We start from the raw sequence: 14,827 nt of genomic DNA on the forward strand, positions 1-14,827 counted from the left end.
GTACGAGAGGACCGGGACGGACGAACCTCTGGTGTGCCAGTTATCCTGCCAGGGGTATGGCTGGTTTGCTACGTTCGGGATGGGTAACCGCTGAAAGCATCTAAGCGGGAAACTAGCTTCGAGATTAGGTTTCCGTCCCTGTTTTTTGGGGGGAGGTTCCCGGTAGATTACCGGGTTGATAGGCTAGGAGTGTAGACATTGTAAGGTGACCAGCTTACTAGTACTAATTGACCGATTACTAACAATAACTTGTTGCATCAGCTTTGGTTGGTGTTTGTTTGATGGTGTTTGCGTCCACTGTGCGGTTCACGACCAACACGGCCTCGAATCCTTAATGGGTTTGTGGGTTGGGTTGTTAAGTGGATATATTGTTTCACTGACTGGTGAGTGGTTATCCCTTTTTTTGGGGTGTTGCTTGTTTTGGTTGTGTTGGTGGTTTTAGCGAGGGGGTTACACCCAGTATCCTTTCCGAACCTGGAAGTTAAGCCTTTCTGCGCTGATGGTACTGCAACTGGTGGGTTGTGGGAGAGTAGGGCGCTGCCAACCGTTTCCTTATGGTGGTGGGGGTGTTGATCCTGATCGGTCAGGGTTGATGCCCCCACCACCCTTTTGTTTTACCAGCCTGGGCCCGGCGTCGTCGTCGGCAAAGAACAAACCACCTGGGCATTTTTGCCCATACCGCAACCCACTTACCTAATACGCTTATGCCATGGACCAAAGCGCAGGCATCAGCCGGGAGCTATTTAAAGCTCTAATTAAAGCGACGCTGGCAGCAGTACTCGGGATCGCGGTGGTCAGTGCCATCGCCTGGGGCAACAATTTTTATAAACAACTCGAAAAAACCAAATTCGACAACGCCCCCATCCTGTACACAAACTTACAGTACAGCGCTTACGCCACCGCTGAGCGCAACCTAAACGTCACCGAAGACGTCACCATCCGCATCAAAGACACCCGCAGCTACTCGCAAATGTTCCAGCTCTACGAGCTAAAACAAGGCCAGCAGCTAAAAGACGTAACAGTCACGGACCTAGACACCAACCAGGAGCTGACCAAAAGCAGCTTCACAGACCCCTCCACCATCTCAAGCACAAAAGAATGGGACGAGCAGTACGCCGGCAAAACCTATGTGCGCATAGCCGACAGCTCCACCGACTACAACGGGGAAGCCGTCAACTACCCCACCAAAGTTGAGATCGGCTGGAATATTAAACGCACCAGCTCCGCCTCCGCCCTGCGCTACCGCATCACCATGAGCTTCATCGGCGGCGGGGAGCTGACCAATGACATCGTCAAAGTCCTGTGGAGTCCCATCTCCGACAAAAACATGGTGCCCATTAAACACCTCAGCATCGACTTCTCCATGCCCAAGCAAGTCCCCGCCCAGCGCACCTGGATGTGGCTGCACTACGACGGCGTCGCTACCGGCACCCCAGGCGGCGCCCCCACCACCAACGGCGCCATTCCCGGTGACCCCCAAGCCGGCTCCAGGCGCCACTACGAAGCCGACTTTGTTAAAGGCGGAAAATCCGTAACCCTGGCCTACATGTGGGATGCCAGCGCCATTTCCGGCTACACCCCCACGGCCACGCCAGCTCAGCGTCAGCAAGCCATCGACGAGGCCGTAAAAGCCCGCCTACCCCAAGAGCGCCCCTGGTGGCTTGACTGGCTAATTCCCGCCGGCTTTGGCGTATGTGTGCTGATAGCCGCAGTAGGGCTGTACGGCGCATTCAGCTCACGCCGCGCCGCCCAAGCCCAGTTTGTTGTGCCCAACATGCTGGTGACCCAAATGCCTAACCTGTCGCCGGCAGTAATCGCAGAATTTTCCAGCCATGTCTTCCCCAGCAAAGCTAAACAAAAGAACCGGCGCACCCGCCAGTTAACCAGCACCCTGCTGTCCCTGACCAACGCCGGACTGGTTAACGTCTGTCCAGGAGACGCCCAAAGATACCGCTACCTGGATCTTCGCGTGGCAAACGCACAGCAGGTGGCGCAGGCGGCCCGCTCCGGCCCGCCGCTACAGCACGGGCAGTGGACCATTGCGCTAACCGGCAAACAGCCCGGCAGGCTTTACCCCAGCCAACAGGCATTACTGGCTGCGCTATTTATGATTTCGAATAAATTGCGAGCCAGCCAATTCGATTTAGTGCAAATGCGCGCGGTACTTAAAAACAATGAGTCCACAAGCAGTGGTATGCGTAAATTCGCTAGAGCTGCCGACAAAGAATATAGCTCAGCTAATTTGCGTACCAGCTGCGGGGGACTAGCCAATGGTTGCAGCATGCTTTTGTGGATGACCATATTTGCTTTCAGCCTCTACAGCGTGGCCCGCTACAACCCCTGGGTGTGGGCCGTGCCCGGCTTCTGCTTCATTGCCGCCTTCATGCGCTCCTACAACGTAAGCACCTGCTACACCCAGCGCGGCCTGATAGTTGGCGGACAAATGCGGGCCTACTGCGCCTACCTAACCAACAGCGCCATGTACGCCCCCACCACCCCGCAGCAGTACCGCAGCGACCTGGCTAACGCGGCCGCCGTCGGTATGGCCGCCAAGGTGCAAGACGCCCTGGTGCCGCTGGGCGCCCAAATGATGGCCAGTCAGCAAGTGGCTTACAGCTGGGACGACTCCGGCCCGGGCCTATACAACCTGGACTTGACCCGCGACCTAGACTATGGCTTCCAGCCGGTAACCAGCGCGGTGGTGTGGCAAACCAGCAGCTCGGTCAGCTACAGCTCCTCCTCGTCCAGCTCCGGCGGTTTCAGCAGCTCCAGCAGCTACGGCGGCGGCAGCTTCGGGGGGCGCTAGTTCGGGAGGTGCTAACGACGACGCCGGCCAGGGCGGTGCTGCGGGCCGCGTGGGTCCCCCTGGGCGGGCCGGGCGGGACGCGTGGGTCCCCCTGGGCGGGCTGCGGGCGGCGGCCCCCGGGCGGGCCGGGGAGGCCTCGTGGGTTCGGACGCCTGGCGGTGCTGCAAGTGTGACGAGCGACGCTAACAGCTAAAATATCAAGTGATAGTGGCTGCTGAAAGTGAGCTGAGAGTCGGTATTACGCCGCTAAACGCAATAGACTGGCCAAATGAACGATCAGCCCACTACTCCAAGCCCGGACGCTGACGCCTATTCTGACCCGGAAGACGACGTCACCCCCGTGCGTGGCACGCGTTTTCCAATTACTTTGTCAGAGCCGAGTAGGCAGGATTCAGCTGCTAAGCCCTCAGGCTCTGGCGCTAAGTCCTCGGGTCCTGGCGCTAAGTCCTCGGGTCCTGGCGCTAAGCCCGACGCCGCCGCTCAGCAGGGCGGGGCAGCTCCGTCAGGTGCCTTGGCGTCGTCGCAGGCAGGTAGCCAGTCCCCGGCAGGCGCCGCAGCCCCGGCAACTGACGGGACAGCGCAAGGCTCGGCGTCGTCGTCGGGAGCGCAGGCAGGTACCGCAGCTACGGCAGGCACGGCAGCACCGGCACTAGAAAGCCCCAAGCCGCGCACCCGCGAGCAGCTACGGGCCGTGCTGGGCCTACCCTCGCGCCTGCCTTCGCGAGTAGTGACCCGCAACGGCTGGATCGCCACCGTGGTGACCACCCTGATCGCCGCCTTCACGCGCCTGTGGAACCTGGGCAGCCCCCACGAAATCATGTTTGACGAGACCTACTACGTCAAAGATGCCTACTCGATCTGGCACCTGGGCTATGAGGGCACCTGGGCGCAAAACGCCAACGCCAGTTTTGTGCGCGGTAATTTCTCCACGCTCAGCCCCGAGGCATCCTTCGTGGTGCACCCGCCGCTAGGTAAATGGCTGATCGCCACGGGTATGGAGCTGACCGGGCCGGCCTCCAGCTGGGGTTGGCGTCTGGCAGTGGCCCTAGCGGGTATTGCCACCGTGTTCCTGCTGTGCCGCCTGGTGTGGCGACTGTTCCCCTCACCGCTGCTGGTGGGGCTGGCGGGATTGTTCCTGGCTATCGACGGCGTGGGCATCACCGAGTCGCGCATCGGCCTGCTGGACGGGTTTATTGGCTTCTTCGCCCTGGCCGCTGTCTACTGCATTGTGCGTGACCGCCAAAGCCAACGCGAACGCATCGCCCGCCTACTGGAAGGCACCGCTGCAGGCGCCCTGGCGCCCAAGGCTGGATGGCGCCCCTGGATGATTAGCGCCGGCGTGCTGCTGGGGTGTGCCTGCTCAGTTAAATGGTCGGGTCTGTATCTGCTGGCCACTATCGGCATCATGACCGTGATCTGGGACGGCACCGCACTGCGCGCTGTTAAAGCCAAAGTGTGGAAGCTGGAGACCCTGGTTTCACGCGGCTGGGGTAACTTTATGCGGCTTGTGCCCGTGGCGGGAGTGACCTACCTGCTGACCTGGTTTGGCTGGTTCATGAACCCCAGCGCCTACAAGCACGGCTGGGCGGCGGCTGAGCGCGCAGCTGGGCGCGGCTCCTGGCTGCCCGATTCGATCGCGGACTTTATCGAATACCACCGCGCTATCTACGAATTCCACGTGGGCCTATCCACCCCCCACAGCTACATGGCTAAGCCCAGCGGCTGGCTGCTGCAGATGCGGCCCACCTCCTTCTACTGGTGGCAGTCCGATAAGGCATTGGGCACCAACACCTACCAGTGCGACACCCATAACTGCGTGCGGGCTATCACCTCGATCGGTAACATCCCGATCTGGTGGGCGGCTTTCGTGGCGGTGTTTGTGGTGGTTGCCTATGTGGCGCTTAAGCGCGACTGGCGCGGCTGGGTGGTGCTGGCTGGTTACATTGGCCTGTACCTGCCCTGGTTCATGTACTGGGACCGCACTATTTTCACTTTCTACACGGTAGCTTTCGTGCCGTTCGTGGTTTTGGCGCTGACTGTGGCGCTGGGCTGGGGAATTGGCTTGCTCGACGGTGACGGCGTGGTCACGGTTGGTTCTGGGGAGGCCGACGCCGCTGGGGCCGATGCCTCTGATGGGTCCGCAAGCGACGACGTCGCCACCAAGGAGACGAACGCTCAGGGCGACTTGAAAGACGAACTGGGTGCCTACCTTGGCTGGGGACAGGTGCTGGGCAAGGACTATGATCCTTCGATGTTCATGGGCCTGATACTGACCGGCATTATTGCGCTGGCGGCGGTTGTGTTTGCCTTCCTGTGGTGGCCGCTATGGACCGCACAGGTGGTGGACTACGACTTCTGGCTCTGGCACATGCTGTTTAGGAGCTGGATCTAAGCCGGCATCTACAAATACAGGCAAAATCGTCCGTCGCCTATGATTTAAACGCATATTTTTATAGGTGAAGGATGATTTTGCCTGTATCTAAAAGGGGAAGGTTATATGGCGCCCAATCAAGAAGTGCCAAGCCCTGCTGCAAGTGAGTTGGAGGCTCCCGCCACCGGCTCGCCGGACGCGGCTGCGCTGCTGTGTCTGGACGCGGCTGCGTCGTCGGCCCCTGCCGGCGAAGGGGAGCAACCGGCCCACGCCAGCGAGGCAGAGCAAGCGCTTCCTGCCGACTCTACGCCTGCACCCGGCCCGGCGCAGAGCCTTGACCTGGCCGAATACGCCCCCGCTCGGGGCACAATCACCCTGGCCGCAACCCCTATCGGCAACCGTGGCGACGCTTCGCCGCGCCTGATGGCCGCCCTGGCCCTGGCCGACGTCGTCGCCGCTGAAGACACCCGCCGCGCCCTGAACCTGGCCCAGCGCCTAGGCGTAAAAATTGGCGGCCGCCTGTTGGCCTTCCATGAGCACAACGAGCGCGAACGCTCCAGGCAGCTGCTGCAGGCCGCGCGCGGCGGTTCCAGCGTGCTGATGATTTCCGACGCCGGTATGCCCTCGGTTTCTGACCCGGGATTCCGCCTGGTCAACGCCGCTATCGACGCCGATGTGCCGGTTACCGTGGCCCCCGGACCTTCCGCAGTACTCACCGCGCTGGCGCTATCGGGCCTGGCCAGCGACCGTTTCAGCTTTGAAGGCTTCCTACCGCGCAAAAGCGGCGAGCGCGCCCGGCTACTAAGCTCACTGGCCAGCGACGCCCACACCCTGATTTTCTTCGAATCCCCCCGCCGCGTCCACGAAACCCTAACTGACCTGGCCAAAGCCTTCGGTGGGCAGCGCCGTGCGGCACTGTGTCGGGAACTGACCAAAACCCATGAAGAAGTACTGCGCGCCAGTCTAGACGAGCTGGTGGCGGCCACCGCCGAGGGGGCGCGGGGAGAAATTGTGCTGGTAGTTGCCGGCTCCACGGGGGCTAGCGTCGGCGTCGAACAGGTAGTAGACCAGGTACTGACCCTGGCTGATCAGGGCCTACGCCTCAAACAGGCGGCCGCGCAGGTGGCCCAAACCCACGGCCTGCGCAAGAATGAGCTGTACCAGGCGGCCCTGGCTGCCCGCGAAAACTAAATACTTTGGCTGGGGAGGGCGGCGCCACGCTTCTGGCGAGGACGCAGCTTGCCGGCCGGCCCGGACAGCCCGGCTGAGCTACTGGCCACCGGGCCCAGCACTTGCCGGCGCCGCGCCCGGCCAGATGCCTGCTAATCCAAGCACCCGGCCAGCCCGGCCACCAAAGACCTAAGGGAAAAACCGCAACCAATAGGGGAAGAAAAAATGACTCGAGCACTAATCGTGGTAGATGTGCAGCCCACATTCTGCGAGGGCGGGGAGCTGCCCGTCGTGGGGGGCAACGCCGTCGCCGAGCGCGTGGCCGCCTACGTGCCCGCACACCGCAAGGAATATGCGCTGGTGGTAACCACGCAGGACTGGCACATTGACCCGGGCACGCACTTTAGCGACCAGCCCGACTTCGTGGACACCTGGCCCAAGCACGGCGTGGCCGGCACTGCCAACGCGCAGCTGCACCCGGCGCTGGCAGACCTGAATGCGGACGCCTCGGTTAAGAAGGGCCAGTACGCGGCGGCCTACTCTGGTTTTGAGGGGGTCGACGACGCCGGTGTGGGCTTGGACCAGCTGCTTAAGGACGCCGGGGTGGACAGCCTAGACATTGTGGGCCTGGCGCTATCGCACTGCGTACGCGACACTGCGCTGGACGCCGCTTCCAAGGGCTACCAGGTGCGAGTGCTGACCAACCTGACCGAGCCGGTCAGCCCCGAGCTGGGCGAGGCCGCCAAGGCCAAGCTGGTTGAGGCTGGCGTGGAGCTGGCTGAGGTCGAGTAAGGCTCAGGTTAAGGGGCAGGTTAAGGCTCAAGTTACGGGCCAAGCGAGGCTGAACAGGGCCGAGTAAGGCTGCTAGCCCAGGCCACTGCTCACAAATACTGAAAAATCGTCCGTTCCCTATAAAACCCCATGGATTTTTAATAGGGAACGGACGATTTTGTATGTATCTGTATGAGCGTGAGGGTTAGTTGTGGCGGTTGGCGGCCTCGGTGGTGCTGATTACTCGGGTCGGATCCGTGTACATGGCATCAACAGGACGCTGGTCAGTTTCCTCAACCTCCTCATTTGCGCCAGCCTGCTGAGAGGCGGCTGGCTGAGAAGCAGCTGGCTTAGAAACCGGGTTGGCCGGTTCGAAAACCACCTGGTTGGTGTCAGTTGGGCTAGCGATAACCCGCGTGTCATTCGTAGGTTCCAAAGGCTGAGTAGGCCTGCCCGGCTGGTTCGGGTGCTCCAACTGGCTAACCCCAGGCACCTGAGCGGGCTGCTGCACCGGCTGTGCAGACTGCGCGGGCTGGCCGTAACCCTGGGGTACCTGGCCATAACCCTGCTGTACTTGACCATATCCCTGCACCGGCTGGCCGTAACCCTGCGCTGCCTGGGCGGCGCTTGGGGCGACACTCGGCTGTGCCTGTGCCTGCGGTTGGGTGAGGTAGGGGGTTAGCGGCTGGGTGGCTTGCTGGCCGTAAGCCTCAATGGGCTGACCCGGCTGAACTGTCTGTCCATACCCGTGAACCGGCTGACCAGGCTGTGCACTCTGGCCAGGCTGTGCCTGGCCGTAGCCTTGAGGTACTTGAGGAGCCTGCGCTTGCTGTGCTGGCTGAGGGTAGCTCTGCGGCTGCTGCGCCGACTGTGCCTGCCCGTAACCCTGGGGGATCTGGCCGTAACCTTGCACCGGCTGGCCATAACCCTGGGGTACTTGTCCGTAGCCCTGCGGCGCCTGGGCAGGCTGACCAAATTGGTCGGGCTGGCCAAACTGGCCAAACTGGCCGGGTTGACCGGGCTGAGCGGCGCCGGGCTGAGCGGCTTGGTCGGACGGAGCAAAGTTAGGCACCGGCCAGTAGCCGGCAGCATTTTGGCCCTGCGCACCAGCAGGAGAACCAGCCTGGGCGTTACCCTGAGCGGTAGCAGGAGAACCAGCCTGAGCACCGGCCGGAGTACCAACCTGGGTTCCAGCCGGGGTGCCAGCCTGCGCGGCACTTTGTGCGACACTTGTCTGTGTCTGTGCCTGTGCCTGTGCCTGTGCCTGGCCGTAGCCTTGCGGTACTTGAGGAGCCTGTGCCTGTGCCTGGCCGTAGCCTTGCGGTACTTGAGGAGCCTGTGCCTGTGCTTGCGGTTGGGTGAGGTAGGGGTTTAGCGGCTGGGTGGCCTGCTGGCCGTAGACCTCGATGGGCTGACCAGGCTGTGCTTGTGCCTGCGGCTGTGGCTGGGTGAGGTAGGGGTTTAGCGGCTGGGTGGCCTGCTGACCGTAGACCTCGATGGGCTGACCAGGCTGAGCCTGCGCGGTTACGTAAGGGTTGGTCTGAGGCTGCACGGTCACGTAAGGGTTTGGCGCCTGCGGAGCAGAGTGCGCGCTCGCGGCCTGCGCACTGGAGTTAGAACTCTGTGCAGAAGCCTGGCTTTGAGCGGCTGGGGAGGACTGCGTCTGGGAGGACTGTGCTTGGGCCGCCCACTGCCCCTGGGGTGCACCCCACTGAGGTGCGGCGGCGGCAGCAGTACCTGCGGCGCCAGCGCCCGCAGCATCCCACTGGGACGCCGCAGCAGCGTCCGGCCCCTGGGACGCAACCCCCTGTGCCTGGAAGCCCAAAGGCGCCTGGCCCGGCGTCGTCGGCACATAACCGTTAAAAGCCCTGGAGCTAGCCGAAGCGCTATCCCCATCCTGCGCGGGCAGGCCATCTGTGAAGTTGCGGCGGGCCTTAAGCTTGCGGATAAGCGCAATGACCCCAAAAATGCCTAGCCCCAGGCCCACCAAGCCAAGGAAAGCACCAGCGCCCACAAAGATGCGGGCGTAAATCAAGTCATTACTAGAGGTGACCGTGGTGGTGTCGGTGATGTCGGCGATAGCAAAAACATCGGCACGGTCAAGGTTGGGGTTAGAGCAAGCAAAAGAGTAGCTGCCCGACTTATTGGGGCTGAAAGTCGCCACCTTGTAGTAGCTCCTGTTCAGCTGAAGCTCTTCGCTGGAGTTTGCGTTGGTTACCGTGGGGCTATAGCCATCGGGGCCAGACACCACGCAGGAGGTTTTGCGAGCGGAATCCAACTTCGTTGAGGCAGCATAGAAAGCGTAAGTCCGGTTGGCCTCAAGCTGGGCGCTCTTGGATGTGCCCGGAGAAAAAGATGACAAAGACGGCAGCGTGGCGTCGGTAAGGTTCAGTGAGGCCAGGCCCGCGCCCACCGCCAAAGTGATTAGCCCGAGAACCAGCCAGAATACTGAAAGCCCCAGGCCCGGCTTGCTGATAAGGCTTTTCTGGTCCGTGGGTGGCAAAATTCCGGCGTTTTGCCCCGGGGGTGCCCAGGTTGTGGCCGCGCTGGGGGCGCTTTGCGGGTTCGGGCCGCTAGCGGAGCTGTAACTGGTGCTGGCGGAGCCGTACGGTCCTGGATTGAACTGGTTGTCCGGCATGTTAAATCCTTAAATCGGTTGCTGTTCTAAGCCTAGCTGAATAGCTGCCAGGCTTAGCGTTTTACGTGGCTGGTGACGACGGCGTCCATGCTGGTTGCGTTATCTGCGGGGCGACGACGGCGCAGCTGGCGTGGCACGTCAAAGTTGCGTAGGCCGATACTCGGGTGAGGCGGTGGCTGTGGGGCCTGCTGATGCTGACGCGGGCATGTATGCGGGCAGAGGCGTGGGAAACTCGGCCTGTAGCTGGCGACGCTCTTTAGAGGCTCGCTCTTTAGAGACGCGCCAAATGTTACGAACAGTCACAACTGTGAAAGCTGTCTCTAATAAAATTATGGCTGCGCTGATGGTCACCATTAAATAGCCAAGAAATAGTTCTATTTGAGTCTTAGCGTAATAGTTGTCTGTAGTGTCCGCTACAGCAAAAGAGTGTGAACCGCTTAAATTAGGGTTAACGCAAGAAAAACTGTAAGTACCGGTCTTACCTGCAGAGATTCTGCCAAGTTTGTAGTAACCATCAATGTTAAGCTCGCTGTCTACTGGCTGTTCCATGATAGAGGCCTGGTAGTCTCCGGGGCCTGAGATTACACAGCTGGTCTTGTCGGCTATAGTCTGAATGTTGGTTTTAATGTAGAAATAGTATTCTTTGTTGTTATCTAGGTAGACGCTTTTGGGGTTGTCTGCAGAGAAAGTGTTTAGGTTTGGTGCGATTATAGTTGGCAGAAGTAAAGTCAGGGTGATAGTGAAATTTGCGATCATTATTAGATTTAAAAATATGATAATTATTTCAGCCCATAATGGACGGGGTGGGGGCGTAGCTTTTTCTGGGGTTTGTAGCTCTTTCTGGGGTTGCAGATATGCTGGCCCGAAGCTGGCTGGGGCGTGAATGTTTTTAGCGTTGGGGCTGGCATAGATGCGAGCGAATGGGTCGCTGTCTGCTGCAGCTAGGTTGGCGGCAGCTTGAGGCTGGCTAGCGGGCATGACTAATCCTTAAATCGGTTGCTGATGCAACCCTAGCGGAATAATCAGTGTGCCTAGAGCTGCCTGGTAGGGGGTTAGTACCCTTGACAACTAACTTAAACAGTGCCTTGCAGTGATCGCTTGTGTGCGCGTGAACGGGCTGCGTTACGAAGGCCCCTGAAAATAAGATTTATGGTGCCCGCAGATATTAGCAGTAGTCCAGGTAATGCAATGGTTGAAGCATAAAAAACTATGATCCGGTTATAGCATATTTCTGACGACATATCGTGGACTTTAGGAAATGCGGTAGTTTCAGCTATAATAAATGACTGATATTTTGATTCGTGTTGGTCTGTGCAGAAAAACTTGTAGGTGTCAGACTTTGTGGGGCGCACTTGTCCAAAGTCATTATAAAATTCTATGAATGAATAATGTTCGCTAGGTTCCCAGGTTTCTGCGGGTAAATTATTTCCTTTTGAGTCTACGATAGAGCAATGTGGGTGATCGTATTTACTCCCAGTATATAGGGTATAGGTTTTGTTGGCCTCAAGATAGATACTCTTAGTTATGCTCCCCTCGAAAGTAGTGGACGCAGGAATGTCTGTTCTACCAAAGTACGGTTCAGCTATTACTGTGCCCAACATGAGTGGGAATAACCCGAAAATAATCATGAATACTGAGCTGTCGCAGTACCAGAAACAATCTGAGATGCGTCGCCAAAGTGTTTTTGGCTCATTTACTTCTGGCTCAATCTCGGGGATTGTGTCCATTAGGGCATCCCATAGTTCGTCGATATTATCCGGCACACTTCTAGGTGCCTTGCTAGCTGCGTTGCTCGCGCTTGCATCAATTTTTTCGTCACTGGCCATAGTGAATCCTTAAAACTGTGTGCTTGGGCAGAGTCTAACCCAAACCCTGAGCCCATGTGCACATTTAAAGCCGCTGGGCGCCGTCGCCAAAACAGCGGGGCAGACAAGAACGCGGCGCAAGCAAAACGCAAAGCCGCTGGGCGCCGTCGCCGCCAGGGCACCATGCGGGGCGCCGTCGCCGGCAAGGCCAGTGCTTACCAGGCGGCGCAAGCAAAATATCGGTTCGGGCAAATCAGGCCAAAGCCAGTAAACTAGGGGCCATGACGCACATTCTTTCAGCTGTTGCCTGGCCCTATGCGAACGGGCCACGCCACATTGGCCACGTAGCCGGTTTCGGTGTCCCCTCAGACGTTTTCTCCCGCTACATGCGAATGGCTGGCTATGACGTGCTCATGGTCTCCGGCACTGACGAGCACGGCACCCCCATCCTGGTGGCCGCCGACGAAGCTGGAGTTAGCGCCCGCGAACTAGCAGACGAAAACAATCGCCTCATTGTTGAGGACCTGGTTGCCCTGGGTCTGTCCTATGACCTATTTACCCGCACCACCACCGGTAACCACTACCGGGTTGTGCGTGAAATGTTCGAGGCCGTGCGCGACAACGGTTACATGATTGAGCGCACCACCCGCTCAGCCATCTCACCCTCCACCGGCCGCACCCTGCCCGACCGTTACATTGAAGGCACCTGTCCTATCTGTGGAGCCGACGGCGCCCGTGGCGACCAGTGTGACAACTGCGGTAACCAGCTCGACCCCACTGACCTGATTAACCCCCGCAGCCGCATCAACGGCGAAACCCCCAAGTTCATCGAATCCAACCACTGGTTCCTGGACCTGCCGGCGCTAGCCGACGCCCTAGGCGAGTGGCTAGATGAGCGTGAAGCCTCGGGCACATGGCGCCCCAACGTTATTAAGTTCTCCCAGAACATCCTCAAGGAAATCCGTCCGCGTGCCATGAGCCGCGACATTGACTGGGGTATCCCGATCCCCGGCTGGGATGACCAGCCTGGCAAGCGCCTGTATGTGTGGTTTGACGCCGTAATCGGCTACCTGTCTGCCTCCATTGAGTGGGCGCGCCGCAGCGGCGACCCCGAGGCCTGGCGCCAGTGGTGGAACAACCCCGACGCCCTGACCTACTACTTCATGGGTAAAGACAATATTGTTTTCCACTCCCAGATTTGGCCTGCTGAAATGCTGGCCCAAAACGGTAAGGGCTCACGCGGCGGCGACCACAACCCCTTCGGTCAGCTAAACCTGCCCACCGAGGTGGTTTCCAGCGAGTTCCTAACCATGGAGGGCAAGAAGTTCTCCTCCTCGCACGGCATCGTGATCTATGTGCGTGACGTGCTCAGCCGCTACCAGGCTGACGCGCTGCGTTACTTCATCTCTATTGCCGGCCCGGAAACCGCTGACGCTGACTTCACCTGGGCTGAGTTCGTGCGCCGCACCAACTCTGAGCTGGTGGCCGCCTGGGGTAACCTGGTCAACCGCACCGCCTCCATGATCCACAAGCGTTTCGGGCAGATCCCCGAGCCGGGCGAGTTCACTTTTGAAGACCGCTCGCTGCTAGCTGAGGTGGAGCGGGGCTTCAAGACCGTGGGTGACCTGATCATGCACCACCGCCAAAAGGCCGCCCTGAGCGAAGCTATGCGCCTGGTGGGTGAAGCCAACCGCTACATTGCCGAAACCGAGCCTTTCAAGCTCAAGAGCGAAGACCAGCAGGAGCGCCTACGCACCATCTTGTTCGTGTTGGCCCAGGTGGTAGCCGACTTGAACCTGATGCTCAGCCCCTTCCTGCCGCACGCCGCTAACGACGTCGACCGCGTAATGGGTGGGGACGGCCAGATCGCCCCCATGCCGGTGATTGAGGAAGTAACCGAGCTGGACCCGCAGGTGCTGCCGGCAGACTTCGCTGGCCGCAAGTCCTACCCGATCATCACCGGTGACTACACCACCGCCCCCACCTGGGAGCGTCACGCAGTCACCCCGGGCACGCCCGTAGGCAAGCCCACCCCGGTGTTTGTGAAGCTGGATGAAGCCATCATTGAGCAGGAGTTGGCCCGTTACGCCGGGCAGGTGCCCGACGATGTCACCGGCGCCTGAGCTGTTTAGAAACTAACTGTGCCCTCGGTGCTAGCCGCAACTGGTAGCGCCGAGGGCACGCGCATGTAACACGTGCATGTAACTTGCGCCCTTAACCGGGCTCTGCGCCCTTAACCGGGGTCACCCTCATCTATTAAACCGGGGCCACCCTTATCTATCAGGGAGAACAAAGTGTCTAAACGTAAGCCGAGCGATTGGCCGGCGCTGGAAAATATTGCCCGCCTGCCGCAGGCGGTCATGGATAACCACACCCACTTGCCGATTTCGCCCACTGAGGGCCCGGGGGCGGCGGCTGCTTCCGGCCCGCTTAGCGCCGCGCAGCTGGTAGAGCGGGCCCAGGCGGTGGGGGTGGACCGCATGATCACTAGCGCCTGTGAGCTGCCCGCTTTTGCGCCGTCGTTGGAGCTGGCCCGACAGCTGCCGGGGGTGAAGGTGGCGCTGGCGATTCACCCGAATGAGGCGGTGCTGCATGCGGGCGTCAGCGAGGTGGGCCCTGATGGTTTGCAGCCGCGTTTTGAAGCCCACCATGGCGCATATGATCTCGACGCCGCCTTGGCCCAGGTGGAGCAGACCTGCCGCGAAAATCCCGAAACTGTGGTGGCGGTGGGGGAGACCGGCATGGATTTGTTCCGTACCGGCCCGCGTGGGAGCGTGGCGCAGCGGGAGTCTTTCCGCGCCCATATCGCTCTGGCTAAGGAGCTGGGTTTGCCGTTGCAGATCCATGACCGCCAGGCTCACCGTGAGTGCATTGAGGTTTTGCTTGCCGACGGCGCCCCTGAGCGTACGGTTTTCCACTGCTTTAGTGGGGATGAGGCTATGGCTCAGGTGTGTGCTGAGCATGGCTGGTATGCCTCAGTGTCGGGGCCGGTGACTTACAAATCTAACCGGGAGCTGCGCGCTGCAATTGCGGCGATGCCACAGCAGTTGCTGCTGATAGAAACCGATGCCCCCTACCTGCCGCCTACCCCTTACCGGGGTATGCCTAATGGCTCTTACCTGTTGCCGGTGACGTTAACCGCCTTGGCGCAGCTGCGCCAGCTGAGCCTGGAGCAAATGTGTCAGCTGGTTAACCGCAACAGCCGTGAAGTGTACGGCTTTTAAATAAGTGCTCGCCGGGCCTGAATGAACAGGCCCGGCGCACGG

At 60.0% G+C, this 14,827-nt stretch carries 10 protein-coding genes and 2 rRNA genes; 9 read left to right on the top strand and 3 right to left on the bottom strand.

Annotated elements, in window-relative coordinates; translation table 11 throughout:
* The 6 genes from HMPREF0045_RS08900 to HMPREF0045_RS08925 form a co-directional block, all read left to right on the top strand.
* Positions 1–248: ribosomal RNA gene (locus tag HMPREF0045_RS08900) — 23S ribosomal RNA — on the top strand; the annotation flags it as partial.
* 180 nt (positions 249–428) lie between these two features.
* Positions 429–546 (top strand): 5S ribosomal RNA (gene rrf, locus HMPREF0045_RS08905).
* Between the two features lie 163 nt (positions 547–709).
* Positions 710–2,806: a DUF2207 family protein gene (locus HMPREF0045_RS08910; RefSeq protein WP_005987641.1), complete on the top strand. Its 2,097-nt coding sequence runs from the start codon at positions 710–712 to the stop codon at positions 2,804–2,806.
* A gap of 268 nt (positions 2,807–3,074) precedes the next feature.
* Positions 3,075–5,198 carry a phospholipid carrier-dependent glycosyltransferase gene (locus HMPREF0045_RS08915; RefSeq protein ID WP_005987643.1) on the top strand — a complete coding sequence of 708 codons (2,124 nt, stop codon included), beginning with the start codon at positions 3,075–3,077 and terminating at the stop codon, positions 5,196–5,198.
* 105 nt (positions 5,199–5,303) lie between these two features.
* Positions 5,304–6,368, top strand: coding sequence for a 16S rRNA (cytidine(1402)-2'-O)-methyltransferase (rsmI, locus tag HMPREF0045_RS08920; protein ID WP_005987645.1), 1,065 nt, complete (start codon positions 5,304–5,306; stop codon positions 6,366–6,368).
* Positions 6,369–6,572: 204 nt separating this feature from the next.
* Positions 6,573–7,139 (top strand): isochorismatase family protein, encoded by a 567-nt coding sequence (locus tag HMPREF0045_RS08925; RefSeq protein ID WP_005987647.1) that lies wholly within the window; start codon positions 6,573–6,575, stop codon positions 7,137–7,139.
* Between the two features lie 184 nt (positions 7,140–7,323).
* Here HMPREF0045_RS08925 and HMPREF0045_RS08930 read toward each other — a convergent pair whose 3' ends face one another.
* The 3 genes from HMPREF0045_RS08930 to HMPREF0045_RS08940 form a co-directional block, all read right to left on the bottom strand.
* Positions 7,324–9,756 (bottom strand): mediator complex subunit 15 domain-containing protein, encoded by a 2,433-nt coding sequence (locus tag HMPREF0045_RS08930; protein WP_005987649.1) that lies wholly within the window; start codon positions 9,754–9,756, stop codon positions 7,324–7,326.
* A 138-nt stretch (positions 9,757–9,894) separates the two neighbouring features.
* On the bottom strand, positions 9,895–10,734 hold the full coding sequence (locus HMPREF0045_RS08935; protein WP_005987651.1) for a hypothetical protein: 840 nt from the start codon (positions 10,732–10,734) through the stop codon (positions 9,895–9,897).
* A gap of 95 nt (positions 10,735–10,829) precedes the next feature.
* Positions 10,830–11,582, bottom strand: a complete 753-nt coding sequence (locus HMPREF0045_RS08940) for a hypothetical protein (protein ID WP_005987653.1) — start codon at positions 11,580–11,582, stop codon at positions 10,830–10,832.
* Between the two features lie 54 nt (positions 11,583–11,636).
* Here HMPREF0045_RS08940 and HMPREF0045_RS10600 point away from each other — a divergent pair, with 54 nt between their 5' ends.
* The 3 genes from HMPREF0045_RS10600 to HMPREF0045_RS08950 all read left to right on the top strand — a co-directional run bounded on the left by HMPREF0045_RS10600 (position 11,637) and on the right by HMPREF0045_RS08950 (position 14,785).
* Positions 11,637–11,837 carry a hypothetical protein gene (locus tag HMPREF0045_RS10600; RefSeq protein WP_155813189.1) on the top strand — a complete coding sequence of 67 codons (201 nt, stop codon included), beginning with the start codon at positions 11,637–11,639 and terminating at the stop codon, positions 11,835–11,837.
* Between the two features lie 5 nt (positions 11,838–11,842).
* Entirely contained in the window at positions 11,843–13,684 is a 1,842-nt protein-coding gene (gene metG / locus HMPREF0045_RS08945; protein ID WP_005987655.1) for a methionine--tRNA ligase, read from the top strand.
* Positions 13,685–13,855: 171 nt separating this feature from the next.
* The gene (locus HMPREF0045_RS08950) at positions 13,856–14,785 is read left to right on the top strand and encodes a TatD family hydrolase (protein WP_005987656.1); all 930 of its coding nucleotides are present in this window, start codon (positions 13,856–13,858) and stop codon (positions 14,783–14,785) included.
* Positions 14,786–14,827 lie beyond the last annotated feature (42 nt).

Source organism: Actinomyces graevenitzii C83, from assembly GCF_000239695.1.
Lineage (GTDB): Bacteria > Actinomycetota > Actinomycetes > Actinomycetales > Actinomycetaceae > Actinomyces > Actinomyces graevenitzii.

Excerpts from the sequence above, each read along its gene's own strand:
- HMPREF0045_RS08910 (WP_005987641.1), top strand. The coding sequence starts at position 710 with ATGGACCAAAGCGCAGGCATCAGCCGGGAGCTATTTAAAGCTCTAATT.
- HMPREF0045_RS08915 (WP_005987643.1), top strand. The coding sequence starts at position 3,075 with ATGAACGATCAGCCCACTACTCCAAGCCCGGACGCTGACGCCTATTCT.
- rsmI (WP_005987645.1), top strand. The coding sequence starts at position 5,304 with ATGGCGCCCAATCAAGAAGTGCCAAGCCCTGCTGCAAGTGAGTTGGAG.
- HMPREF0045_RS08925 (WP_005987647.1), top strand. The coding sequence starts at position 6,573 with ATGACTCGAGCACTAATCGTGGTAGATGTGCAGCCCACATTCTGCGAG.
- HMPREF0045_RS08930 (WP_005987649.1), bottom strand. The coding sequence starts at position 9,756 with ATGCCGGACAACCAGTTCAATCCAGGACCGTACGGCTCCGCCAGCACC.
- HMPREF0045_RS08935 (WP_005987651.1), bottom strand. The coding sequence starts at position 10,734 with ATGCCCGCTAGCCAGCCTCAAGCTGCCGCCAACCTAGCTGCAGCAGAC.
- HMPREF0045_RS08940 (WP_005987653.1), bottom strand. The coding sequence starts at position 11,582 with ATGGCCAGTGACGAAAAAATTGATGCAAGCGCGAGCAACGCAGCTAGC.
- HMPREF0045_RS10600 (WP_155813189.1), top strand. The coding sequence starts at position 11,637 with ATGTGCACATTTAAAGCCGCTGGGCGCCGTCGCCAAAACAGCGGGGCA.
- metG (WP_005987655.1), top strand. The coding sequence starts at position 11,843 with ATGACGCACATTCTTTCAGCTGTTGCCTGGCCCTATGCGAACGGGCCA.